Source organism: Roseibium sp. LAB1 (assembly GCF_054658235.1).
The window spans coordinates 744,505-770,031 of sequence record NZ_BAAGIB010000002.1; the positions used below are offsets into that span (position 1 = coordinate 744,505).

At 59.7% G+C, this 25,527-nt stretch carries 20 protein-coding genes; 6 read left to right on the plus strand and 14 right to left on the minus strand.

Going from position 1 to position 25,527, the window contains the following annotated elements; genetic code table 11:
• Nucleotides 1-33 precede the first annotated feature (33 nt).
• From ACYQ54_RS13365 to ACYQ54_RS13385, 5 genes are all read right to left on the minus strand, one after another.
• Nucleotides 34-747 (minus strand): helix-turn-helix domain-containing protein, encoded by a 714-nt coding sequence (locus ACYQ54_RS13365; RefSeq protein WP_460083025.1) that lies wholly within the window; start codon nt 745-747, stop codon nt 34-36.
• 348 nt (nt 748-1,095) lie between these two features.
• Complete coding sequence (locus tag ACYQ54_RS13370) at nt 1,096-1,452, minus strand: response regulator (RefSeq protein ID WP_460083027.1); 357 nt, start codon at nt 1,450-1,452, stop codon at nt 1,096-1,098.
• A 141-nt stretch (nt 1,453-1,593) separates the two neighbouring features.
• Complete coding sequence (locus tag ACYQ54_RS13375) at nt 1,594-2,211, minus strand: response regulator transcription factor (RefSeq protein ID WP_460083030.1); 618 nt, start codon at nt 2,209-2,211, stop codon at nt 1,594-1,596.
• On the minus strand, nt 2,211-3,407 hold the full coding sequence (locus ACYQ54_RS13380; protein ID WP_460083032.1) for a two-component system sensor histidine kinase NtrB: 1,197 nt from the start codon (nt 3,405-3,407) through the stop codon (nt 2,211-2,213). The genes ACYQ54_RS13375 and ACYQ54_RS13380 overlap by 1 nt, the downstream gene beginning before the upstream one ends.
• 77 nt (nt 3,408-3,484) lie before the next feature.
• On the minus strand, nt 3,485-4,657 hold the full coding sequence (locus tag ACYQ54_RS13385) for a pyridoxal phosphate-dependent aminotransferase (protein WP_460083034.1): 1,173 nt from the start codon (nt 4,655-4,657) through the stop codon (nt 3,485-3,487).
• A 273-nt stretch (nt 4,658-4,930) separates the two neighbouring features.
• On the opposite strand from ACYQ54_RS13385, the gene ACYQ54_RS13390 reads away from it, so the two are divergent.
• Entirely contained in the window at nt 4,931-8,452 is a 3,522-nt protein-coding gene (locus ACYQ54_RS13390; protein WP_460083036.1) for a PAS domain-containing hybrid sensor histidine kinase/response regulator, read from the plus strand.
• Nucleotides 8,453-8,500: 48 nt separating this feature from the next.
• On the opposite strand, the gene ACYQ54_RS13395 is transcribed toward ACYQ54_RS13390, so the two are convergent.
• The gene (locus ACYQ54_RS13395) at nt 8,501-10,993 is read right to left on the minus strand and encodes a putative bifunctional diguanylate cyclase/phosphodiesterase (RefSeq protein ID WP_460083039.1); all 2,493 of its coding nucleotides are present in this window, start codon (nt 10,991-10,993) and stop codon (nt 8,501-8,503) included.
• Between the two features lie 266 nt (nt 10,994-11,259).
• Nucleotides 11,260-11,943, minus strand: a complete 684-nt coding sequence (locus ACYQ54_RS13400) for a response regulator transcription factor (RefSeq protein ID WP_460083040.1) — start codon at nt 11,941-11,943, stop codon at nt 11,260-11,262.
• Nucleotides 11,944-12,399: 456 nt separating this feature from the next.
• Between ACYQ54_RS13400 and ACYQ54_RS13405 the strand changes: the two genes are divergently transcribed.
• A complete protein-coding gene (locus tag ACYQ54_RS13405; RefSeq protein ID WP_460083043.1) occupies nt 12,400-13,269 on the plus strand; it encodes a thioesterase family protein in 870 nt (289 codons plus the stop codon).
• A 111-nt stretch (nt 13,270-13,380) separates the two neighbouring features.
• Here the strand turns inward: ACYQ54_RS13405 and ACYQ54_RS13410 are convergent, their stop codons facing one another.
• The 4 genes from ACYQ54_RS13410 to ACYQ54_RS13425 form a co-directional block, all read right to left on the minus strand.
• Nucleotides 13,381-13,920: a hypothetical protein gene (locus ACYQ54_RS13410; protein WP_460083044.1), complete on the minus strand. Its 540-nt coding sequence runs from the start codon at nt 13,918-13,920 to the stop codon at nt 13,381-13,383.
• Nucleotides 13,921-14,085: 165 nt separating this feature from the next.
• The gene (locus tag ACYQ54_RS13415; protein ID WP_460083047.1) at nt 14,086-15,741 is read right to left on the minus strand and encodes a cisplatin damage response ATP-dependent DNA ligase; all 1,656 of its coding nucleotides are present in this window, start codon (nt 15,739-15,741) and stop codon (nt 14,086-14,088) included.
• A 140-nt stretch (nt 15,742-15,881) separates the two neighbouring features.
• Nucleotides 15,882-16,061, minus strand: a complete 180-nt coding sequence (locus ACYQ54_RS13420; RefSeq protein WP_460083050.1) for a hypothetical protein — start codon at nt 16,059-16,061, stop codon at nt 15,882-15,884.
• A complete protein-coding gene (locus tag ACYQ54_RS13425; protein WP_460083052.1) occupies nt 16,061-16,444 on the minus strand; it encodes a nitrate- and nitrite sensing domain-containing protein in 384 nt (127 codons plus the stop codon). The genes ACYQ54_RS13420 and ACYQ54_RS13425 overlap by 1 nt, the downstream gene beginning before the upstream one ends.
• A gap of 377 nt (nt 16,445-16,821) precedes the next feature.
• On the opposite strand from ACYQ54_RS13425, the gene ACYQ54_RS13430 reads away from it, so the two are divergent.
• The gene (locus ACYQ54_RS13430; RefSeq protein WP_460083054.1) at nt 16,822-18,909 is read left to right on the plus strand and encodes a DEAD/DEAH box helicase; all 2,088 of its coding nucleotides are present in this window, start codon (nt 16,822-16,824) and stop codon (nt 18,907-18,909) included.
• A gap of 45 nt (nt 18,910-18,954) precedes the next feature.
• Here the strand turns inward: ACYQ54_RS13430 and ACYQ54_RS13435 are convergent, their stop codons facing one another.
• Genes ACYQ54_RS13435 through ACYQ54_RS13445 form a run of 3 tightly spaced genes read right to left on the minus strand, consistent with a single transcriptional unit; the run spans nt 18,955 to nt 21,865 of the window.
• Nucleotides 18,955-20,355: a right-handed parallel beta-helix repeat-containing protein gene (locus ACYQ54_RS13435; protein ID WP_460083056.1), complete on the minus strand. Its 1,401-nt coding sequence runs from the start codon at nt 20,353-20,355 to the stop codon at nt 18,955-18,957.
• The gene (locus tag ACYQ54_RS13440) at nt 20,348-20,791 is read right to left on the minus strand and encodes a DUF4440 domain-containing protein (RefSeq protein WP_460083059.1); all 444 of its coding nucleotides are present in this window, start codon (nt 20,789-20,791) and stop codon (nt 20,348-20,350) included. Before ACYQ54_RS13440 ends, ACYQ54_RS13435 begins: the two co-directional genes overlap by 8 nt.
• Nucleotides 20,792-20,842: 51 nt before the next feature.
• Entirely contained in the window at nt 20,843-21,865 is a 1,023-nt protein-coding gene (locus ACYQ54_RS13445) for a ligase-associated DNA damage response exonuclease (protein WP_460084793.1), read from the minus strand.
• A gap of 95 nt (nt 21,866-21,960) precedes the next feature.
• Between ACYQ54_RS13445 and ACYQ54_RS13450 the strand changes: the two genes are divergently transcribed.
• The 3 genes from ACYQ54_RS13450 (at nt 21,961) to pdeM (ending at nt 25,524) form a co-directional block, all read left to right on the plus strand.
• Nucleotides 21,961-22,143, plus strand: a complete 183-nt coding sequence (locus tag ACYQ54_RS13450; protein ID WP_460083061.1) for a hypothetical protein — start codon at nt 21,961-21,963, stop codon at nt 22,141-22,143.
• 142 nt (nt 22,144-22,285) lie between these two features.
• Nucleotides 22,286-24,790: a ligase-associated DNA damage response DEXH box helicase gene (locus tag ACYQ54_RS13455; protein ID WP_460083064.1), complete on the plus strand. Its 2,505-nt coding sequence runs from the start codon at nt 22,286-22,288 to the stop codon at nt 24,788-24,790.
• Nucleotides 24,787-25,524, plus strand: coding sequence for a ligase-associated DNA damage response endonuclease PdeM (gene pdeM, locus ACYQ54_RS13460; protein ID WP_460083066.1), 738 nt, complete (start codon nt 24,787-24,789; stop codon nt 25,522-25,524). Before ACYQ54_RS13455 ends, pdeM begins: the two co-directional genes overlap by 4 nt.
• The last annotated feature ends 3 nt before the right edge of the window (nt 25,525-25,527 follow it).

The window sequence follows — 25,527 nt, forward strand, 5'->3', positions numbered from 1 at the left end:
CGCAGCCCCTGGAAGTCAAACATCAAACAGGGATCAATGCATGCCTGTCATCTGGCACAGGCTGCAGACCTTGTTGAGATGGATCTGGTCGGCGCGGTCGACCCGGATAACGCCGCGGCGTTTCAGGTCGGACACCACACGGCTGACCGTTTCGATAGTCAGGCCCAGATAGTCGGCGATTTCCTGCCGGGTCATGTGAAGGCGCAAATCGAAACCGTCGTTGCTGTCATCGCTCGGACCAACGCAGCCGACACCACCACGATCCGGAACAAGATGCAGCAGGAAACTTGCAACCCGCTCGACGGCGGACTTGCGGCCGAGCAGAACGGCATGTTCATGAAGCACGCGCATCTGGTTGGTCAGGCATCTGGTGAGGGTGCGCTGCAGCGCATCGGACCGTTCGACCTGTTTCAGGTCGATTTCCTGAATTTCGGCGTTGGTCAGTGTCTCGGCGGTGCAATCGTTCTCGTCACTGCCTGCGAGACCAAAAATGTCACCGGGACGAAGGACCTCGACAACCTGGCGGCGTCCGTCCGGCAGCAGCTTGTAAAGCATCACCGAGCCCTTCACCAGCTCATAGAGCCGCTTGGCTGGGTCGCCTTCGTAATAGATTACAGCGTGGGGATCGTACTGAACGGCCTTGCCGCCGAATTCCGAAAAAGATGTCTTGCTGGTTGTGCAGATGGGAGCACCAGTCAGTCTTGGTGCTGCGCCCTGGCCAGGGATACCCGCGTCGAGATAAGCCATATGTCCCTCCTTCGTGCCTGAAGCACGGCTTTCACTTGCTACGTCAGCGAATGGTCTCCATTCATGAGTGCTTTCACGTCCACACCGCTCGAATGATCGACCGCTGCTTGCAGATGTCCCGTCCGACACCCCGCAGCTTGCAGGTTGCACTCTAAAACGCGGAATGCACAGAAGGGAATTCGGTCGACTGCGTAAGATAAACTACATATGAGTTGTAAGGACGCAGGCGACGAAGGTCTAAGTCTGTCGAAAATCTGCTAATCGCAGAGCATGCGCGGTGGATCGAAGACCGCACTTTCCAGCCCCGAACGCAGAGATGTTTTTTCGAAGAATTGAGACGAAACGGCCTCAGGCCATCGCCTTCGGAGCCATCGCCGCCGTCAGCATGTCCATCGACAGCGGTTTTCGCAAAACCTTCAGGTCAGGAAGCTCACGGAGCTGATGCAGCAGGTTCACTTTCGATTTGCCGGAGATGGCAAGGATACTCGGAGGCCTGGGCAGCCCCATGAGTTCGCGAACCACCTCGGTGCCGCATCTGTCCGGCAGCCCGATGTCGACAATTACCCAGTCGTCCGACGAGGGAGCCGCGCCGGCAAGAAAACTTTCAGCGTTCTTGTATGTAATCGGATGATGATCGAGATCCTCGAGCACAATCGCCAATGCATCGGCGACTGCTTCATCATCTTCGACAATGTGAACAACCACGAATGTAGATCCTCGAACCCTGCCGTAGGTGCTGGCGGTCTCCATTCATACGCGAAAATTTTCGCGCCGGATGTACGCAGAAATACGTCTGGGCATTCACGGCCATCGGAAATGCATTTCGGCCGTTCACAGGCACCTGGCTTATCCTGAAGAAGGATGCCCCAGAACGATGCGGACGAGGTCGGCCGCGTTGCGCGCGCCAAGTTTTTCCATGATCCGCGCCCGGTGGACTTCCACCGTTCTCGGACTGATGCCAAGGCTCCGCCCGGCTTCCTTGTTGGAAGCCCCGTCGGTAATTTCCTTGAGAACTTCCAGTTCCCGGCGTGTCAGCAGTTCCGCCCCCTGGAAGGAAGCCGTGACGACCTCATCCTTGCGTTGCCGGGTGATCGCAATGCTTTCCTTCACCCGCTCCAGAACTGTCTCGGCGGAAAATGGTTTCTCGACGAAGTCGAAAGCACCGTTGCGGATGGCTTCGACAGCCATCGGGATATCGCCCTGGCCGGAAATGATGAAGATCGGCGCCGGATAGTTCTCCGCATTCAGCGCCTTGAGGATCTCGATCCCGGAGCGGCCCGGCATATGGACATCCAGCATGACACAGGCCGGCACGGCCTTGCTCGCGGATTGCACGAAAGTATCGCCATCGGAGAAGGTTTCGACCACATAGCCTTCCATATTGAAAAGCACCGACAGCGCATCGCGCACCGCCGGGTCGTCGTCAACGATGTATATGGCCTCCGCGTCAGCTTTCATGTCCATTACTTCCTCAATTCATCTTCAGCCGGACCGTGATTTTCGGCCCTTTCTGCAACATCTTCTTCGGGTGGGTCTATTGGCAATGACAACAGGAAGGACGCTCCGCGTCCATCTGCCGCTTGTTCCAGACGCAAATCACCGCCGTGGTTCTGCGCAATCGAACGGGATATTGCCAAACCCAGTCCCACACCCTTGTGTTTGGCACCGGTAAAGGCCCGGAAAAGGTTGTCTACCAGCTCTTCGGGAACCCCCGGACCATTGTCCGTGACCCGGAATTCGAGACGATCGCCATTGCGGCAGACGGCCAGAACCACCTTGCGATCGGCCTGCTCGCAAACGGCTTCGCGCGCATTCCTCAGGAGGTTGATGAGAATCTGACGGATCTGCACCGGATCGGCCATCAGTGACGGCAATTCTTCCGCTACCTCGGCCGTCATGATCGACCCGCCTTCGCCACTGCCGAGTTCCGCCATTTCCAGACAGCTTGCGACAAAGTCCCGAACCTCGATCACCTGGCGGTTCGGAGTCTTCTTTTCCACGAGCTGGCGCATGCGCTGGATGATTTCCCCTGCCCGCTCCGCCTCGCGCACCGCCTTGTCGATCACCTCGATGATGAAGGGATCAAGCGAATTGTCTGCCCGGGTCTTGCGCGACACGGACTGGAGGTAAAGCAGGACAGCGGTCAGCGGCTGGTTGAGCTCATGCGCAATCGCCGCGCCCATCTCATCCAGAGCGCTGATCCGGGTCATGTGCAAGAGCTGCGCCTGGGTTTTGGCCAGCCGGTCTTCCATCTGCTTGCGCGAGCGCAGATCGCGCAGGATGCCGATGAACTGGCGACCGGCCGGCGTCCATGCTTCACCCACCGACAGTTCAATGGGAAAGACCGTACCGTCCTTGTGGCGGGCCTGAACCTCGCGGCCGATGCCGATGATCTTCTTATGACCGGTGGTGAGATAGTTGTTCACGTAGTGATCATGCGCGCGGGCGTATTCTTCCGGCATGATCCGGTTGACATTCCGCCCCAGAAGATCCGCCGCTTCATAGCCGAACAGGCGCTCACAAGCCTTGTTGAAGGCAAGAACCTGCGCGCGATCATTGATGACGACAATGCCGTCTGCGGCCGTATCGAAAACACTGGCAAGGCGCGCTTCCGTTACGGCTGCATTGTCGTCGTCATGATCTAAAACGCCGTCGCCCACCATCCCTGCACCTAAATGGAATTCACATCCATTCTAGGTTTAAGGGTTTTCCCGTAGGCCAGCAACCCGTCGGGCACCTAAATCTCTGGTATCCAAGTGCTAATTCGACGCACCGCTTCTTCCAGGTGATCCTCTCGCCGCGCATAGCATAACCTCAGGTAATGCTCACCACCTTTGCCGAACGCGGTTCCCGGTGCAAGGCCCACACCTGTCTGGCGCACGAGGTCCAGCGCAAAGTTGCGTGTATCCGTAACACCCTCGATGGCAAAAAAGAGATAGAAAGCACCATCGGGCGGCTGAACCTTGACGCGGTTGAGACCCTGCAGGCCCTTCAGAACGCAGTCGCGTCCCCTTCGGGCCCGTGCAACCTGCTCCTTCAGGAACGCCTGCCCTTCGGTCAGGGCGGCGACAGCACCCCACTGCGAAAAGGACGGAACGCCGGAAGTGGAATACTGGATCAGGTTTTCGAACACCTGGCCCAGTTCCGGCGGTGCCGATATCCAGCCGACACGCCATCCGGTCATCGCCCAGTTCTTGGACATGGAATTGACGAAGATGATGCGGTCGTCGTCTTCAGCGATATCATAGAAGGAGGGCGCGCGCGTGCCTTCCCCATAATAGAACAGCGCATAGATCTCGTCAGCGATGATCCACAGGCCGTGCTTGCGCGCCAGCTGCAGAAAGGCCTTCAGCAGATCTTCATCGGCAACCCAACCGGTCGGGTTGCAGGGTGAGTTCAGAAAGAGAGCCGTCGTTTGCGGTGTAATGGCTGCCTCGACATCCTCGATGGACAGCTTCCAGCCGTCTTCGCCTTCCCGCATCGGCACGCTGACCGACCGGGCGCCATGAATTTCAATGGCTGCAGCCACGTTCGGCCAGGCGGGGGTCGGCACGATAACCTCCCGTCCAGCACCCGCGACCGCCTGCACGGCGAGCTGGATCGACTGCATGCCCGAGCCGGTCACATAGAATCGGTCCGGCGAGAATGATTTGCCGTAAAGGTCCTGGTGATACGCCGCCAGGGCCTCACGCAGCGGCGGAATACCGCGCTGGTAGGTGTAGAACGTCTCGCCCCGGTCGAGAGAGGCTTTTGCCGCCTCGCGAATGAACTCCGGCGTCGGCAAATCGCCCTCGCCCGCCCATAGCGGGATCAGGTCTTCCCGGTCGCGGCCGGCATTGAAAACTTCGACGATACCGCTTTCCGGCGCGGTTCTGGCTTCCGGGCTCAATCGCTCGATCAGGCTGGTCACTTAGCAGGTCCTTCGTTGTCAACTGGCGTCACCATATCGGGTTTGGGTGATCATGTTCCATGAAAGGATGTGAAGAAGACTTCACCAAAGGTGATCAATCAGGCACCCTGGTGAAGGTGTGAGCGGCACTCAGTCGCAAGGCGAATAGACAGATTGATTTGGCTGTGCTCGGATCGGGCAAGGCAGCGCAAGGGCTTGCCGAAAAACAGGTCTGAGCCGGCCCGACAAGAGGCTGCCGGAACCCAAACCGCTCGGGAGGACGGTTACCAGATCATGCTGCATGGATGGCTCGTGATACTGGCCGCAACGGCCTACATCCTGTGCTTGTTCGCAATCGCCAGCTACGGCGACCGGATGCCGCGCCGGTATTCGTCGCGCACAGGCGGCCGCCCCTTCATCTACGCCCTGTCGCTGTCGGTCTATTGCACCTCCTGGACCTTTTACGGCTCTGTCGGCAACGCCAGCCGCACAGGCATCGAATTTCTGACCATCTACATCGGCCCCTTGCTGGTTTTCGCACTCGGGTATCCCCTGCTGCAACGGATCATCCAGATCTCCAAGACCGAGAGCATCACGTCGATTGCCGACTTCATCGGCGCCCGATACGGCAAGAGTCAGACGGTCGCGGCCCTCGCCACACTGATCGCGGTCATCGGTGTCATTCCCTATATCGCCCTGCAGTTGAAGGCCGTTTCGCTGTCGATCACGACCATGATCGGACCGCTGATTTCACCCGGCGACATCTTCACGCCGGTGTTCGACGACGTCACCCTGCTGATCGCCCTCGGCATGGCCATCTTCAGCTGGGCGTTCGGGACCCGGCATATCGATGCGACGGAGCACCAGGAAGGGCTCATGCTCGCGATTGCCGCTGAAGCGGTGGTCAAGCTCATTGCCTTTCTCGCGGTGGGGTTTTGGGTCACCTATTCACTCTTCGACGGTCCGGTTGACCTGATCCGTTCGATCTCGGAAGCACCAGAAGTTGCCCAGATTTTCGAAAAGCCGCTGAATATCGGCAATTGGCTCGTCATGTCGAGCCTGTCTGCCTTTGCGGTTCTGCTGTTGCCGCGCCAGTTCCACGTCACGGTGACGGAGAACAATTCCGACGCCGAGCTGCGCCGCGCGACCTGGATGTTCCCGCTCTATCTGGTGCTGATCAACCTGTTCGTGATCCCGATTGCGGCGGCCGGTCTGCTGCGCTTCGGGCAGGACGTCAATCCGGACACCTTCGTTCTGGCGCTGCCCATAGATGCCGGATATCCTTGGCTGGCCCTCTTTGCCTTCATCGGCGGCCTGTCCGCCGCAACGGCCATGGTCATCGTCGCAACGGTTGCGCTGGCCATCATGATTTCCAACGATATAGTCGTGCCGCTGCTGCTGCGCCGGCACAGCGAGGACGACATCGTCAACATCGGCGGCCAGGACATGAGCGACCGCCTGTTGACAATCCGGCGCCTCGCCATCTTCGGCATTCTGCTATTGGCCTATGCCTACTACAAGGCAGCCGGCAATACCGCTGCGCTTGTCTCCATCGGCCTGCTGTCCTTTGCGGCGATCGCGCAGTTCGCGCCGGCTTTCATCGGCGCCCTGTTCTGGCGCCGCGCCACGTCACTGGGCGCCATTGCCGGTCTCAGCGGCGGGTTCGTGCTCTGGGCCTATACGCTGCTGCTGCCTACCTTTGCCAAGTCCGGCCTGATTTCGGACGGCTTCCTGGAAACCGGCCCGTTCGGCATTACCGAACTGAACCCCCAGGCTCTGCTCGGGATCACCATCGATCCCTTCATCCACGGAACCCTGTGGAGCCTCTTCGTCAACATCGTGCTGTTTGTGGGTGGTTCCTTCCTGAGAAAACCACTGCCTGCGGAAACCCTTCAGGCCAACGTCTTTGTGCCTGCGGAATTCGCCCCCTCCCCCAGCTTGCGGTACTGGCGCACGTCCGTTACCGCCGGTGATCTTCAGGCGACGGTTGCGCGCTATCTCGGCGAGGAACGCACGGCGCGTTCGTTCCGGAGGTTTGCCAGCGAACGCGGTATCGAGCTCGATCCGAAAACACTGGCGGACGCCAACCTGCTACGCTTCTCCGAGCAACTTCTGGCAAGTGCCATCGGTGCGGCTTCGTCCCGCCTGGTGCTGACCCTGATGCTCAAGCGGCACGACCCTTCAACGAAGGGTGCGGTGAAGCTGCTCGACGATGCTTCCATCGCCATCCAGTATAACCGTGATCTGCTGCAGACAGCGCTCGACCAGGTGCGCCAGGGCATCGGGGTGTTCGACCGGGATCTGCGCCTGATCTGCTGGAACCGGCAATTCCGCGACCTTCTGGGTCTGCCTGCCGAATACGGCCAGGTCGGCACGACGCTGGACGCGATCCTGCGTTTCAACGCCGAACGGGGCGAGCATGGACCAGGACCGGTCGAGGCGATTGTCGCCGACCGGATCGAGAAGCTGGTGCTGATCCAGGAAACCTTTCAGGAAAAGCTGGCATCGAGCGGAGCGGTGTTCGAAGTCCGCATCAGCCCGATGCCCGACGGCGGGATCGTGACCACCTACACCGACATTACCGAACGGGTGCTGGCAGAAGAAGCTCTGGCGCGCGCCAACGAGACACTGGAGCGCCGGGTCAGGGAACGCACGGAAGAACTGACCCACGTGAACGTACGGCTGGTGGAAGCCACCCGCGCCGCGGAGGAGGCCAACATCGGCAAGACCCGTTTCCTGGCGGCTGCCGGGCACGACATCCTTCAACCCTTGAACGCGGCACGTCTGTACGCCTCGGTTCTCGTCGACAAGCTGAAGGATGGCGAAGACGGCTCTCTGGTCCGGAATGTGGAAATGGCACTGGAATCGGTCGAAGACATTCTCGGCGCTGTTCTGGACATTTCCCGGCTCGATACCGGCGCCCTGAAACCGGAGCCGACGGTCTTCCGTCTGGACGAGCTCTTGCGCGGGATCGATCTCGATTTCCAGCCGGTCGCAAAGGAAAAGGGGCTGGAACTGCGGATCATGCCGACCTCCCTGTCGGTGCGGACCGACAGGCGGCTGATGCGGCGCCTGCTGCAGAACCTGGTGTCAAACGCTCTGAAGTACACGCAGGAGGGCCGCGTCCTGGTTGGCTGCCGCAGGCGCGGCAATCGGGTGATCGTGGAAATCCACGACACCGGCATGGGCATACCGAAGGGCAAGCAGAAGGCGATTTTCCAGGAGTTCCATCGGCTGGACGACGGCATGCGCGTTGCCAAGGGTCTGGGGCTCGGGCTGTCCATCGTCGAGCGGATCAGCCATGTCCTGAACCACCCGGTTGAACTGCGCTCGGAAGCCAATAAGGGCTCATGCTTTTCTGTGGAACTGCCACGCTCGGCCGACATGCCCAATCTTGTTCCTATCCCGCAGGCACCCGCAATGACGGGACAGCTCGATGGTTTGTGCGTGGTCGCCATCGACAACGAGCCGGACATCCTGAGCGGGATGCGGCACCTGCTGACGAACTGGAACTGCAAGGTGATCGCGGCGGCCGACGATGTGGAGGCGGCCAATGATCTGAGCAAGGCCAGCCTGACACCGGATGTCATCCTGGCGGATTATCACCTGGACAACGGAACCGGTATCGAGGCGATCCTCAAGCTCAGATGGAAGTTCGGGCGCCAGATCCCCGCAATCCTGATCACCGCGGACCGTAGCCGCGCGGTGCGCACGGAGGCCGAGGAAAAGGATATCGCCTTCTTCAACAAGCCTCTGAAACCGGCTGCCCTTCGTGCCCATCTGGCGCGTTGTCAGGCGGGCCAGGCTGCCGAATAGGCCCGCTTCGAAGACCGATTTGCGTAGGCAATCATCCGCACAGGCAGATCAGGACACGGAACGCAGTGCTGCAGGGTCCTTGGGTGCGGTACTCGGCGAACGATCTTGCCAGTCTTCCTTGCGGATCTTGGTGATCTGCATCGGGTTGGGATCAGGTTTGCCGAAATAATAGCCCTGCATGGTATCGCAGCCGAGCGTCCGCAACGCGTCCACCTGGAACTGCCGCTCAACCCCTTCTGCGGTGACTTCGAGGCCAAGGTTATGCGCCAGCGCAATAACCGCCGAAATGATAGCCAGGCCGTCGCTGCGCTCGCCGATTTCGTCGACGAAGGATTTGTCGATCTTGATCTTGTCGAACTTGTAGTGCCGCAGGTAGGAAAGCGATGAATAGCCCGTGCCGAAGTCGTCCAGTGCGATGCGGATACCGAGGTCACGCAGTTTCTGAAGCTTGATCGAGGCGGTGCCGAAGTCACGCAGGAACACGGATTCGGTTATTTCCAGGACGAGACGTTCGGGCGGGAAACCGGTTTCCTGCAGCACGCCCAGGATCTGTTCCACAAGACTTGGATCCATGAACTGGACCGGCGACAGATTGACCGCGACGCTTTCCAGGTCCGGACATTGCGCGGCGGCAGCGCAAGCCTTCTTCAGAACCCAGCTGCCAAGCGGCAGAATGAGGCCGGCGTGTTCGGCGATCGGAATGAACACATCCGGTGGTACCTCGCCGCGCTCCGGATGCAGCCAGCGGACCAACACCTCGCTGGACACCACCTTGCCGGACCGGGCGTCCACGATGGGCTGGAAATCGACGTTGAGCTTGCCGTATTCGAAAGCTTCACGCAGATCGGATTCAAGTTCGCGGCGTTCGCGAACCTCGCGTTCCATGTCCTGCTCGAACGCCAGCGACCGTCCCCGGCCGCCTTCCTTGGCCTTGTAGAGCGCAATGTCCGCCTTGCGCATCAGATCATCAACCGTATCGCGGCTGTCACACAGGCGGGCAAACCCGACGGTGGCACCGATGGCAAAGTCGCGCCGACCAATCCGGAAGGGTTTGCGCGTCACAGCAACCAGTTCTTCGGCAAATGCCAAGGCGGCCTGATCGTTGACGAACTGGCCGAGCGCGGCAAATTCGTCACCACCGAAACGGGCAAGCACCGTGCGGCCCTCGCCAAGCGCGGTAAAGCGGCTCGCGACCTGGCGCAGAAGCTCGTCCCCGGCCGGATGGCCGCTGGTGTCGTTCACCACCTTGAAATTGTCCAGGTCGATGAGGAACAGGGTAAGCGTATTCTGACCGGCGAGGTTTTGCTCTTCCAGCTGTTCTTCGGCCTGTTTCAGGAACCAGCTCCGGTTCCCGATGCCAGTCAGGGAATCGTGTTCGGCAAGATGCGACACCAGGGCGCTCGCCCTGCGCGCCTCGGTAATATCGGAGGCGACACCGCGGTAACCGGTGAAGGAACCATGATTGTCATAGACCGGACGTGCAGCGAGAGACCACCACCGTTCTTCGCCCTTCACGTCCACTCCGATGACGATTTCGCGAAAAGCCTTCTGACGCTTCATGGCGTTTTCCAGCTTTGTCACCGCGGACCGGGCGTCACTCTCGTCAAGGGAATAGGCCAGATCGACCATCCGCATGGTTTCCAGCTCCGCCCTGTTCCGCCCGCTGGCATGCAGAAACCGCTCGGAAACTGTATGCAGATTGCCCTGGCTGTCTGACTCCCACAGCCAGTCGCTGGACTTTTCCTCGAACTCGTTGAGCAGAAGTGCAATCAGTTCGCCGCGCTGCTCAAGCTCGGCTTCTGCAAGGAAATGCGAGGCAAACAGCCATCCCGCCGAGGCGACACTGCCGACAACGACCAGCGTGTAGCTGCTCAGCAGGAAAAGCAGCGGCCACAGTTCGGCGCTGCGCCCGATTGCGAAGGAAGCGAGAGACGCAAGGAACAGGATCGCGACCCAGCGCAACGCTGCCTGAGGGACCGTTGCCAGCGTAAAGCCGCCCCCGCAGAGCATGCCGGTCGTCACGCAGGAGGCGATCCAGATGCCGTCGGGATCGCCATAGGCAAAGGCGGAAATCGGGACGACAGCCCACAGGCTGCTGAAAATCGTCGCGTGCAAAACGGCCTTGTTCAGGGACCGGCGCGACGCAAAGTGTATGGGCGATCTGTTGGCTTTCAGCCATTTGAACAGGGTGTAGGCCAGAAAGCTGCCTATGGCCGCGATCCAGACGGCGATGTAGCCGACGGGCATGAAATCGCGAAACGCGAGCGTGATGACGATCACGTTGACGACATTTGCCAGCAAAATGAAGGGTGTCAGTCGGGCTATGCTGGCAATCTGCGCAGCACGAACCCTGCGGGCCAGCAGTTCGTCGACAACCGGATGGCCGAAGGCAAGCATGAATGCCCGGATGGGATTGTTTTCCTGCTTGCCGGTTTGTGGGTCGGCTTCAAAACGCAAGTCAGCCTTGACCTGACGACCTGGCACCAGGAAGGCCATGCCGATCGTCTGGAAGATCAGTCGCCAATTGAAGCTGAGCCGCATCTTGTCTCCAGGGTGGCTACTCGCACTGTGCGTGGCAGCGCCCCGCAGCACTGACGGTTACAGCCATTCCCTGAAATTCCGGTAAAAACGATGGTCAGGATTCAGGCATGTTTTTGCAATCATGACTGGAGGACTGTTGATTACCCATTTTAAATTGCAACCACAGGATTGCTCCGGGCAACACGACAAAGCCCACGTTCTCCATGATTGGAGAACGTGCCCGACACTGGAAACTGATGAAGAAGACCTACGCGGAAGCGTACGCCTTATTGGGCCTGCGCGGTCTCGGTGGTTTCTCCACCGAGCTGCCATTGCCCCGCTTCGATCTTGGAAGCCGCGATGACGGCCTGGGTCCTGCTTTCCACGCCCAGCTTTTGCAGAATCGCGGAAACATGCGCCTTGACGGTAGCCTCCGACACGGACAGTTCGTAGGCGATCTGCTTGTTCAGTAAGCCTTCCGACAGCATCATCAGAACGCGCACCTGCTGAGGAGTGAGCGTCGCAAGGCGCTGCACCAGGTCGCCGCTGCCATCGTCGGCGGCAAGGTCCACATCCGGCGGGGTCCACATGTTGCCCGTCATGACTTCCGAAATAGCTTCCCGGATAACATCAATGCCGTGGGACTTGGGAATGAAGCCGGATGCGCCGAATTCAACGGCGCGCCGGATGGCCTGCGGATCTTCGTTCGCCGACACCACCACCACCGGAACGCCGGAATATTGCGCCCTCAGATACATAAGCCCGGAAAAGCCGCGCATGCCCGGCATGGACAGATCGAGCAGAATGAGATCGACTTCACCATCCTGTTCAAGCCGAGCCGTGACGTCCTCCAACGCACCGGCTTCCTCGATCACAGCATCCGGGTATTGTGTTTCGAGCGTTTGACGCAGAGCACCCCGAAACAGGGGATGATCATCCGCGATAATGAACCGATACGATGTCGCCGACACGTTGTTATTCCTCCCTCAACGGTCCTTTTGTGCCCGCAGGATCCGCCTGAGCTTTGCGTTGCAGTCGTCCTGCACCCGCTCGCTTCTTGATTTTGTGGCGAAGCCCCGTTGTTGCGGCCTTTGCGAAGTATGTTTGCAACATGGGTTACGCGCAAGTCAAACCATGCTTTTGACCAACCCGGTTTGTTTATTCGCCTTGCCGGCACTTCCGGATCGGCTAACAGCCTGTCAGACCCGAAAGAAAATCCAGCAAAATTAGAACCAATTCAAAAAACAACCGAAAGTTTAAAAAAAGCTACCGCAGTTGTTCTTGTCAGTTTATCCACTTCCTCAGCACTTCCTAAGCTAATTTTCCACAGTGTACATTTCTTGTTGATAATCAACACAAAGACAGCAACAAATGACCTGTCTAAATACACATCGCATTATCAAAATCACTGAGTACACGAAACAATTATGACAATTCAGGCGACGCTGTTTTCATTTGTGAACCGCTGGGAATGCGACGAAAATGATCATTTGAACGTCCAGTTCTACTTCAGCCGCTTCGAGGAAGCAGACCGCCAGTTCCGGCTCATGACCGGATTGAGCGAAACAGTCGTCGGGGCCCGCCGGGTGCGCCATGTGCGCTACCACAAGGAGATGCGCACTGGTGACCTGATCACGGTTCATTCCAGCATCGCCTTCGACGGCCCGCATATGCTTACCGTCATTCACGAAATGCGTGATGGGTCGACTGGCACACTCACCGCAACGGCCCTCGACGGATACGAGCCGAGCGCAAGTGCCGCCAAAACCCTGCGGCAAAGGTTTCGTGACTTCCAGACACCGATGATTGCCGAGGCGGGACCGAGGGGGATTTCCGCCGGTCCGGCGAACCCGCGCGCGACGCTTGCCAGTCTTCAGGCAAAGGGAGCCCAGATCGTTTATCGAGGCACCGTCTTGCCCCGTGACATCGGCCCCGACGGGAAAGCCGACGACAGATTTGCCTTGTCGTGCTGCACAGACGGCGTTGCCCATGTCTGGCAGCGCACGCCCATGACCCACGCCTATCTGACGGAAAATGGCTTTGGCAGGGTGGCCGTCGAAATGAAACTGACCTGGATCACACCTCTGAAAACAGGTGACGCGATGCTGGTGATTTCAGGCTTCACAGGCGTCCATCCGAAGACCTTCTGCATGCGCCATCATCTGTTCGAAAGCCGCACGAACCGCCTTGCCGCCGTGCTCGATGTTGTCGCCCTGACGATGGATCTGACAAAACGGGTGGCCGTCGAGCAGCCGGACGAAGCCTATCAGAGCATCAACAAGATGCTGATCGACTGAGCGCTCTGGCAAGAGCAAGCCCCCTTACAAACAACGGCGTACCCCTGACCGGGATACGCCGTATTCCGTTTGCCCGGACCTCTGATGCGCGGGTGGCGTAAACTCAAGCGCTCAGTTGGCCTCGCCTTCGAAGTCCTTTTGCAGTTCGCGAACCATGCCGAAGAAACGGCGCATGGCGCTTTCGGTGAAAGTCAGAACTTTCTCAAGTTCCTCATCTTCCTCGGTGGCCGACGGACTGCGCCCGTTCTTGTCTGAACCGGGCGCCGGACGGTCGAGTGCCGAGCCTGGCGGCAACTGTTTGCCGGGTTTTTCGCCATTGCCTTCCAGCTCTTCCAGCCGGGCCGTCAAGCGATCCACTTCGCCGGCCAACTCGTTGATTTCCGCCAAATATGCATCTTCAGCCAGCGGCACCGGGTTGCAACGCCACGCGTCGCTCTGCTCGAGGCAAATGGAAACCGTACCGTTTTGCCGGTCCACTCTCAGGATATCGTCATCGACCTTGACCAGGGAATAGCGATCGGCCTGTCCTTTTGTGACTGCATCTGCGATTTCAGGTGCGACCTTGTCCTGAGCGAAGGCAGTCGGGACCAAAAGAACGGCTACGGCAAGCCCGCCGAGTGCGGGAGTCAGAAATTTGCTGCGGATCGTCATATTGCCTCTCCGGTTGTCGGCCTTGCGCATTCCTCACCCTGCTCGTTCCATAAGACAGGAAAAGATGGCAACTGGCCGTTTGTGTCTTCCCATGGGTGCCATATTTCCATGGCCAAAGCACGACTTAAGGGAGGGTTTTCAAAAACCAGTTGGCGCACTCCGGCTTCAGCCAATCTCGCCGGGCAACATTGCCTGAAGCGTTTCCAGCCGGTCAGCTTCGGCTGCGGGCTTGTCCCAGCGCAGTCTGGAAATGCGTGGAAAGCGCATGGCGACGCCGGACTTGTGCCGGGTGGAGCGATTGAGACCCTCAAAAGCGACTTCCAGAACAAGCCCCTTTTCGGTGCCGTGAACAACCTCCCGAACCGGACCAAATCGGTTGATGGTGTTGTTTCGCACGTAGCGATCGATTTCACGCAGCTCCTCGTCGGTAAATCCGAAATAGGCCTTGCCGACCGGAACCAGCTCGGCACCGGTCTCTCCTTCGCGCCAGACACCGAAGGTGTAGTCGGAATAAAACGAGGAGCGCTTGCCATGGCCGCGCTGTGCATACATCAGCACCGCATCGATCAGGTAGGGCTCCCGCTTCCATTTGAACCAAAGTCCCTTTGGACGACCCGTGACATAGGGCGCATCCCACCGTTTCAGCATCAGGCCTTCAACCGCCTCGGCATCGGCGGCCGGCAGATGGGCATTGGGATCGGCGCGCGCTGCGGTGATTTCCTCCCACCCGGTTACATTCACCACGGGAGACAGATCAATGCTTCCCTCCGGCAAACCGGCGATAAATGCTTCAAGCGCCTTGCGCCGCTCCTTAAACGGCCACTCCCTTAAATCGGTGCCGCCGACACTCAGCAGGTCGTAGGCACGGATCGCAGCCGGATACTCACGGATCAGCTTTGACCCCGCGGTCTTGCGGTTGAGGCGTTTCTGAAGATCTGCAAAGGGACGGACCTTGCCCTCCGTGACCACCAGCAGTTCGCCATCGATGCAGGCATCGAATGTCAGAAGTTCCAGAATGTCAGGAAATGCCTTTGATATGTCTTCGCCGGTCCGGCTGAACAGACGACGCACGCGGTCTCCGTTGTCGCTTTGGCCAGCGGCTGCCTGCACGCGTATTCCGTCCCACTTCCACTCAACGGCAAAGTCCTGTGCATCCAGCTGGCCCATGTCTTTGGTTTCGTCCAGAGGGTGCGCCAGCATCACGGGTCGGAATGGAGCCGGATCGGATGTATCGGGCGGACCGGACCGGCCTTCTGCCCAAGCGAACAATGCCTCATAGGGAGGCTCCAGCCCGTGCCAGACTTCCTCCACCGAAGCAACATCCAGGCCGCCGAGCCTGGCAACCGCCGTTTTTGCCAGTCTTGCAGAAACCCCGACGCGCAAACCGCCCGTCACCAGTTTCAACAGAGCCCACCTGCCGGTTTCATCGAGTGCGTCCAGCCAGTCGGTCAGCAAGCCGGGTACTTCGCTCTTGCCGGCGTTTTCCAGCCGATTGACCACTTCAGACAGCGTTGGGGCTGTGTCTTGCACGGCAACATCCCCGGATGTTGCCAGCGGCCACATCAGTGCAATGGTTTCGGACAGATCGCCGACGAAATCATAGGAAAGCGCAAACAGCTCCGGGTCTGTCCGCTCACCGATCAAAGCTCTCAGCAGGGCTGGTTTGGCGTTCTTGAAACGCAACCCGCCAGTCAGCGCCGCCAGGGCGTAGCCGCGGTCCGGGTCCGCGACGTCCTGGAAGTAGCGCATCAGAAGCGCTTCCTTGGCGAGACGTCTGGGTTCGAGGGAAAGCCGGTCAAGCAAATGAGAAAAGGCCTGCATAGGCGCTATACGAACCGAGAAAGTACCCGGACTGCAAGACCTGATGGATTTTCTTTCGAAGGTTTGGCCGGCGTCCTTCAAGGCGCCCGGCCAGACCAACAGTTTTATAGTGCCTGATGCGAGAGGTAGCTTACAGCCAATCAGGCTGCATCGGCCATACTGCCAGCCTCCGCGCGATACTGAAGCCCGACCGTGTCGCCCCTCACCCACTTGACTTCCATCGGAAACTTCCGGCCGAAAAAGTCCTCATAGGTCACCAACTGGCCAACACGGGCGCCATCGAAATACATCACGCCTATGCCCCCTTCGGAACTGTTCATCAGGCGGGTCTCAAACGATTTTCCACCTGGGTCACAAGCTTCACCTGCTGCCCCATTTCCTGCTTGCGGCTTGCCCGGCAGCGCTCCTCGACGTCGCGCGTCATTTCTTCCAGGTATCCTTCAATACCATCGGCCATCTCGGTCGCGACCTGATCGACGGACGGACCGGAGACCAGCTGCTCAACGACCTCGTCCGTTGCGGCGCGCTGTTCCTGGAGAAGGCCTTGTGGTTCCACGGCATATTCTGAGGCAATCAGCACTGCCGTGCGGCCGCGCTCCTTCTGCAATTCGTGCAGAACGGCTTCCGATTTTTTGGCCATTTCGGCGATAGGCAGAATTTCAGACGCATGCCGGCTTTCCCGGCAAGCCTCTTCTATTGTCATTGCCCCAAGTACGACAAAACAAGCAATGGAACGATCGCCAGTAGCGCGATCTGAACTCGAATTGGTTTCAACATATCTTATCCCCAGCGAGAAGATGCGCAATCTAACGCAAGGGCAAGTTAACAAATTGAATAACCTGAAGATGAAGAATTGGGCACAACCAAACCTATGGTATAAATGCCAATCTTTAGCCGAGCCCTCCCCGGTAAACCCTGGCGATTTTAGCAAGGGTATGCCCGGCCTCCCAAAATGCGGGATGGACGGAAACGGAAAATGCCTGTATAAGCCGCGGCCATCCATGGGCCCATAACTGGATGGCCCTATCCGGTAGACTGCTGACTGGCATGCAGAAGATCCGGAGCAGTTGAAAGATTTCTATGACCGATTTGACTTCTATCGCCCCGGCGCTGAAGGCCGCGCTGGCGAAACGTGGCTATGAAAACCTCACCTCCGTTCAGGAAAGCGTTCTGACCGACGCCCCACCGGAAGCCGACCTTCTGGTGTCCGCGCAGACCGGGTCCGGCAAGACCGTTGCCTTCGGCCTCGCACTCGCTCCCACCCTGCTGGACGGACAGGACAGCCTCGGCAGGGCAGGTGCGCCCATAGCGCTGGCCATTGCACCGACCCGCGAACTTGCCCTTCAGGTGAAGGAAGAACTGACCTGGCTCTATAATGAAGCCGGCGCCGTAACGGCCTCCTGTGTTGGCGGCATGGATCCTCGTATGGAACGGCGGACCCTGGAGCGCGGCGTACACATCGTCGTGGGAACGCCGGGCCGCCTGCGCGACCATATCGAACGTGGTGCCCTGGACCTGTCCGAGATCAAGGCCGTCGTGCTTGATGAAGCCGACGAAATGCTCGACATGGGCTTCCGCGAGGACCTGGAGTTCATTCTGGACGCCGCACCGCAGGACCGGCGCACACTGATGTTCTCCGCGACGGTACCCAAGCCGATCGCGGAATTGGCCAAGCGCTTCCAGAAGGACGCCGTGCGCCTGACGACCATCAATGCCCGCGAACAGCATGGCGACATTGACTATGTCGCTCATCCGGTTGCTCCGAACGAACGCGAAAACGCGATCATCAACGTGCTGCGTCAGCACGAGGCGGAAAAGGCAATCGTCTTCTGCTCGACCCGTGAAGCAGTCAGCCGGCTGACATCTCGCCTCGCAAATCGCGGTTTTTCCATCGTCTCCCTGTCCGGCGAACTGAGTCAGGAACAGCGATCCAGCGCACTTGCGGCGATGAAAGACGGCCGTGCCCGCGTCTGTGTGGCAACGGACGTTGCCGCGCGCGGCATCGACCTGCCCAATCTCGATCTGGTGATCCATGCAGACCTGCCGACAGGCAAGGCGGCGCTGCTGCACCGTTCCGGCCGTACGGGCCGCGCCGGGCGCAAGGGCACCTGCGTGCTGATGGTGCCCTTCCCGCGCCGCCGCCAGGCAGAGCGCGTTCTGCATTTTGCCGGCATCACGGCAACCTGGAAAGGCGCTCCGACCGCGGACGACATCCGTGCGAAGGACAAGGAACGCCTTCTGGCCGATCCGGCGCTCAAGGTGGAGCTGGAAGAAGAAGAACTGGCAATCGCCACCGAACTGCTTGCGCTGCACAGCCCGGAACAGCTGGCGGCCGCCTTTGTCAAACTGCGTCAGTCGCGTCTGCCCGCTCCGGAAGAAGTATCGGGCCTGGATGACATGTCTCTGAAGGGCCGGGATGCCGGTTCACGCGGTGGCCGCAATGCGGAAATCACCGGCAAGTTTGAAGACGGCATCTGGTTCTCGCTGTCGCTCGGTCACCGCCAGCGCGCGGAACCGCGCTGGATCCTTCCGATGATCTGCCGCGCCGGCCATGTCACCAAGAAGGAAGTCGGCGCGATCAAGATCTTCCAGAACGAACTGTATTTCGAGATCGCCGGCAGCCATGGCCAGCGCTTCGCCGATGTGGTCAAGCGCGAAGGCACGGGCGAGGAAAATGCGACCATCACGCTGCTCGACGCGCGTGGTGGCAAGATACCCGCTCCGCCGAAGGACGACGGTTTTCGCCGTGACCGCTCGGGTCCGCCCAAGCGCCGTCCGCGCGGTGCCGATGCACCGGACTATGAAAACCTCGGACCTGAAGACAGCTTGAAGTCCGGCCGACCGAAGCGTGACGGCAAGGGCAAGTTCGATGGTCCCAGAGGCAAGTTCGACGGGCCACGCGGCAAGCCACGCCGCCGGTCAGGTGACGATGATTTCGTTCCGAACCACCCGGCTTATGAACCGCTGAATACCAAGGAACTGGCTCGGGACCTTGATGGCGACGATCGCGCTTCCAAACGGAAGGATCGCCCTGCTGATGGCCCCGACGGCGAGCGCCGCAAGCCGCGTAGCCGGTCGGCCGCAAGTGCCGCACCACCGAAGAAAAAGGCCGCGAAGAAAAACAAGCCTTCGCGCTCGGAGCGCAAGGCTTCGAAAACCAAGCCCTGATAATAGGCCGGTGACCAGCGTCACCGGCCTTTTCTTTTGGCTGGTCTAGCTCCGCCCAGTTTCGCAGACGTCCGGTTTCTGCCCGGCCGATGCTGGGTCTGGCTGATCGATAACGGTATCCGTGTACTCACCGTCAGCGAGGAAGCTGTTCTGCAGGAAGCTTCGCCCCGAGGGAGAGACGCTCCGGTTTCCCTCGATCACGGTTCCCTTTATCGGCCGGCTCAACATCCGAGCACGGAACGGGCTGCCGAGATAAAGATATTCGAAATCTCCCAGGAACAGATTGTTCCTTACCTCGTTGCCGTCATCCTCGATCCGGATACCGGTCAAGAGGTTCTCGAAGCAGTTGCCCTCATAGGTATTGTCTTCGGCGAAATCCTCATAGAGGTGCAGTTCCGTCGGGAACGGCCAGCGCGGTGCAAGCGCGTTCTTGTCGACAAGGCCGGCAATCAGCTCCGGATTGAAGCGGTAGCCCAGGAAATTGTCCGATTGCCCCCAAGGACGTTTGCCCATCATCAGGTTCAGGGAAACCGGTTTGTCATAGGGGCTCTTGTCGCCGCAGTCCCACATCACCAGATCCCGCGCCTGACGCGAAGCGACCCAGATGCCGATGTCCATGTTGCGGAAGACGTTGCCACGGATGACGTTGCCGTCCGATCCTTGCAGGCGCGGGCGGCTTTCCGGGTTGGTGGTGTGGAATTCCCAGCAGTTCTTGTAGTGGAAGATGCCGCCAAAGGCATTGCTGTCGAAGATGTTGTTTTCAATGAGATTGTAGGCGGATCCATCCACGGACAGGCCTTCGCGGCGGGTCGGGCCGATGCGCCGGATACCCTTGTTGGTGAACAGGCCGTTGTTGCGGATCAGATTGCCCGAAACGACGTTCTTCTGCGATCCGTGCTCCAGGTAGATGCCGACATGGTGGCCATCCGCGACGATGGAATTGCGGATCGTCGCGCCAACCACATAGTGATCGACAAAGACGCCGGTCATGTAGGACTGAGTGATGGTCAGATGGTCGAGCACGACGCCTTGCGACGAGTTTGCCCGCGCCTCGTCACGTGCAGCCGCATCGTCCGTCGGCGTCTGACCTTCGATCAGGATGCCGCCGGTATCGTCCAGGCGGCAATCGCGGATGGTGACGTTCTTCAGGCCCGGCCGGATGGTGATGCCGCGCCGATGCATGCCCGAGATGGTGCCTCCCCGGCAATCCAGAATGACATTGCCTGTTGAGATCACAATTGGATTCGTATAACGGCAATCTGTCTCCAGCAGCACCTTGCCCGAGGTCACGGCCGGGAGCGCGCAGTCTTTCAAGGCTTCCGGTGCAGGTGTCAGTGCACCATAGGTTTCCGGTGTCTCTGCTGCTGCCCGTACAGAAACGGACGACAGCAGGCAAAGGATCAGCAGGACAATACGTCCTGCCCTCCGGCCCTTCGTTTTATTCATTGACGATGCAGGCAATAATCCAATCCGCTCCGTCCTGGATGAGCTGATAATGGCAAGTGAACTCCAAAACGGCCTCGCCGTCGGCCGTTTCCTGGCTCCAGTCCAGCGTCACCAGTGCGGCCGAGCCGCTGACGTGGCTGGAGACGACGTGAAAGTCCGAATGGGACACGCCCTCCTTCTCCAGGGCTTGCAGAAGCGCCTCGATATTTTCGATCAGTTCTTCGTCATCGTTGAAGACATGGCCCTTCTCGTGCTGCCAGATAATGGTCGGCAGCGCGAAGCAATCGCAGATCCTGTCGATATCGTAGTCGTTGAAACCGGCCTGATAGTCGTCGAAGAGCTGGGCGATCGCTTCTTCAGCTTCACCATTGGCTCCAGTTCCGGCACCGTTTGACTGGCCGTTTCCGGCACCTGCAAATCCACCGTCGTCTGCCATGACTGCCTCTCCCCCAAAAGGAACTTTGTGCCGCAATTCCGCGTGGGCTCGTCAGCCTTGTGTGGCCCGCGCAACCTCGACGTCCTCGCCGTCGTCATAGCCTATCATATTGAGCGGGCGGGCGTTTCGTCCATTCAATTCGCACCAGTGGACAAGTGCCTCCTCTGCGCCGTGGGTGACCCAGATCTGTCCGGCACCCGTTTCCAGAATGGTTCGGCAGAGGTCGTCCCAGTCGGCATGGTCGGACAGGATCAGCGGCAACTCGGCCCCCCTCTGGCGAGCCCGGGCCCTGACGCGCATCCAGCCCGACGCCATAGCCGCAACCGGATCGCCGAAGCGGCGTGACCATCGGTCTGAAAGCTGTCCGGGTGGGCACAGAACGATTTCACCGGCCAGTTCCTTGCCACGCTGACCGACAGGTTCGACGTTGCCAAGATCGATCCCCTGGCTCTGGTAATAGGCCGTCAGCTTTTCCAGCGCGCCATGCAGATAGATCGTCTTCTCATAACCGGCCGCCCGCAATTCGGCGATGACGCGTTGCGCCTTGCCGAGCGCATAGGCGCCGACCAGATGGGTCTGCTCCGCGAACAGCTCCAGCGAGGAGAGCAGTTTGGCAATTTCCCCTCGCGCCGGGGGATGGCGAAACACCGGCAAGCCGAAGGTTGCCTCGGTCACGAAGGTATCGCAGGGGACCACCTCGAACGGAACACAGGTCGGGTCTGCCTGGCGCTTGTAGTCGCCGGAGACGACAATCCGCTGATCTCTGGTTGCCAGAAGAACCTGGGCAGAGCCGAGCACATGCCCTGCCGGATGAAGCGAGATCTCGACACCACCAATTGACAGCGTCTCGCCATAATCGATTGCCTGCGCCGACCCGCAGAAATTCTCGCCATAGCGGATTGCCATGATGTCGAGTGTCTGGCGGGTCGCCAGCACCGCGCCATGGCCCGACCGGGCGTGATCGGCGTGACCATGCGTGATGACAGCCTTTTCGACCGGGCGGACAGGATCGATATGGACACCTGCTTCAGGGCAATAAAGGCCTTCGGGTGTGAGCGTCAGAAGATCGGACATCGGTCGCAAGATAAGCCAGATTTGCGGTTGTGCCATGGCCCTGCGGCGAAAAGGCTGCATGGCGGTGTCTTGGATCATGGTAATGGCAATACTCGATGCGGCAGCTGCTTGCACCGCTGTTCAAGCACCCGGGCATGGCAAAATTCATCGCTGCCTGTTCGCTCTCGCCTGCCGCGATACCGCTGCTGGAAGGCAAACTGATTTCGGAGAGTGCAGCGGCAGGCGAAGCTTTCGGAAACCTTTGCGCCCACACAGGCAGACAGAACCGTGGCCAATAGAGCTCTCAAAAATCCAATAATTTCAAAAGAACCGACCAAGGTCATACCTCGGTAGCGTTGACCATCAGTCACCTGAATACAAGCCGAACAATCTAGGAACATCCCCCTCGCCTTTCGCCAAGCCCTGGCCTAAAACCAATCCATGGACGTGCAGTTGCTACCGAACAGATTCCAGAGCTGGTTTGCCTCACGGGGATGGGCTCCGAGGCCACATCAGCTTCAACTGATCGATCATCTTCAGCAGGGCCATTCCACGCTGCTGATTGCCCCAACGGGTGCCGGCAAGACGCTGGCAGGCTTCTTGCCCAGTCTGGTGGAACTGGAAGCACGGGGAAAACGCAAACCGGGGTCTGCGGGCAACGGCATCCATACGCTTTACATTTCGCCACTGAAGGCGCTTGCCGTCGATATTGCCCGCAATCTGGAAGCTCCCGTTTCGGAAATGGATCTCGCCGTCCGGCTGGAGACCCGTACCGGCGACACGCCGTCACACAAGCGCCAGCGGCAAAAGCTCAATCCGCCGGACATTCTGCTGACTACACCGGAGCAGATTGCCCTGCTGCTGTCAGACCCGGCCTCGGCCCGCATGTTCGCCTCGCTTCGAACCGTCATCCTGGACGAGTTGCACGCTCTGGTGACGTCCAAACGCGGAGATCTGCTGGCTCTCGGCCTTGCACGTCTGCGGCGGCTTGCCCCGAACCTCAGAACCATCGGCCTGTCGGCAACCGTCGCCGAACCCGATGACCTGCGCGCCTATCTTGTGGATCAGCCCGACCCGGCAGGACGGACCCTGTCTCATGTCGTTGAGGTCGCCGGTGGTGCCAAGCCCGACATCTCGATCCTGGACAGCGAGGAACGTGTACCCTGGTCCGGCCACTCGTCACGTTATGCCATTGCCGACATCTACAAGCTGATCAAGGCGCACAACGTGTCTCTGCTGTTCGTCAACACGCGCAGCCAGGCCGAAATGGTGTTTCAGGAACTCTGGCGCATCAACGACGACACGCTGCCGATCGCGCTTCATCATGGCTCTCTCGATGTCGGCCAGCGGCGCAAGGTGGAAACGGCGATGGCCTCCGGAGCCCTGAAGGCGGTGGTCGCGACCTCTTCGCTCGACATGGGCATCGACTGGGGCGACATCGATCTGGTGGTCAATATCGGCGCACCAAAGGGGGCAAGCCGCCTTGCGCAACGGATTGGCCGTGCCAACCACCGCATGGACGAACCGTCGAAGGCGATCCTCATTCCCTCCAACCGGTTCGAGGTGCTCGAGTGTCAGGCCGCGCTTGCTGCTTCCATGCGCGGTGACCAGGATACGCCTCCGCTGCGCCAGGGCGCTCTCGACGTGCTCGCCCAGCATCTGCTTGGTCTGGCCTGCGCTGACCCGCTGGATGCAGTGGATGTCTTCGACGAGATACGCTCTTCGGAAACCTACAGGCATCTCGACTGGGAAACCTTCGAGCGTGTCCTCGACTTCGTTGCCACCGGCGGCTACGCGCTGAAGAGCTACGAACAATACGCCAAGCTCCGAAAGGGCAAGGACGGGCTCTGGCGCATTTCCCATCCCAAGATCGCCCAGCAATATCGGCTGAATGTCGGCACTATCGTTGAAGCGCCTATGCTGAAAGTGCGGCTGGTGCGGTCCAAGGCCGCCGGACGACGGGCGCCTGTCGGCCGCGGCGGACGTGTGCTCGGCGAGATGGAGGAGTATTTTCTGGAGCAGATGGCTCCAGGCGACACGTTCCTCTTCGGCGGCGAGGTGGTGCGTTTCGAAGGCATCCGCGAAAACGAGGCCTATGTCTCGCGCACGACATCCGACAATCCGATGATCCCGTCCTACATGGGCGGCAAGTTTCCGCTCTCCACCTATCTCGCCGAAGGTGTCCGCACGATGCTGGCAACACCGGAAACCTGGAAGGCCCTGCCGGAACAGGTGCGCGACTGGCTGAATATCCAGCGGGAGAAGTCCGTGCTGCCGTCGAGGGACGGCTTGCTGGTGGAGACGTTTCCCCGCGCCAACAAGCATTACATGGTCTGTTACCCGTTCGAAGGGCGCCTTGCGCACCAGACCCTCGGCATGCTGCTGACCAAGCGTCTTGAACGCCTGGGCGCCAACCCGCTCGGCTTCGTTGCCAACGACTATGCGCTTGCCGTTTGGGGGCTTGGCGATCTGTCCCTGCAGTTTTCCTCCGGCAGGATTCCGCTGGATCAATTGTTCGAGGAAGACATTCTCGGAGACGATCTTGATGCCTGGCTCGCCGAATCCAGCCTCATGAAACGTACGTTTCGTAATTGTGCTGTCATTGCCGGTCTGATCGAACGCCGCCATCCGGGGCTGGAGAAGTCGGGGCGGCAGGTAACCGTATCCTCTGACCTGATCTACGACGTGCTGCGAGCCCATGAACCAGACCACATATTACTCAAGGCAACCTGGAACGATGCCGCCGAAGGACTTTTGGATATCTCGCGTTTGGGGGAACTTCTTGCCCGGATCCGTGGACGAATCACGCATACTGACCTTCCGCACGTCTCTCCCCTCGCCGTGCCAATTCTCCTGGAAATAGGGAAGGAACCGGTCTACGGGGAGGCCATGGACACGCTGCTGGCCGAGGCAGCCGAAGAACTCGTACTGGAGGCTATGGAATGAGTGCCCTGACATCCCATCTGCGCAAATATGCTGCTGCGCCGGTATGTCATGACATTCAGGTCAATGGCCAACTGGTCGGGCTGCACGACAGCGGGATCTTGTGGTGGCCGGACGAATCCACCCTGATCGTCGCGGATCTCCATCTTGAAAAAGGCTCGAGTTATGCCCGGCGCGGCGTGATGCTGCCGCCCTATGACACCGGAGCAACGCTGGAGAAACTTGCAGGCGTGATCGATGCCTTTGATCCGGCCTGCGTCATTTGCCTTGGCGACAGTTTCCACGATCCCGACGGCTCCGACCGATTGCCCGCGCCTTACCGGGCGATGCTGACAACCCTGCAGCTCGGCCGTGAATGGATCTGGGTCACCGGCAATCATGACCCGATCGCTCCGGTCCGCCTGTGCGGTGTCACTGTCGATGAAATCACCATCGGACCGCTGACTTTCCGCCACGAACCGATCGAAAAGGTCGGCTCGACATCCACCGCTGGAGAAATCTGCGGCCATCTGCATCCGGCTGCCCGCGTGCGCAGGTTCGGCCGCTCGATCCGGCGGGCCTGTTTTGTCACGGATGGTACTCGTCTTGTCCTGCCCGCCTTTGGCGCGCTGACCGGCGGGCTCAACGTCACCGATGAAGCCTATGGCATGCTTTTCCGGCGTCGCCAGTTTTCGGTCTTCATGCTTGGCAACGACCGCCTGTTCCCCTTCACCGCCAGCCGGCTGGTCGGGGACTGACAC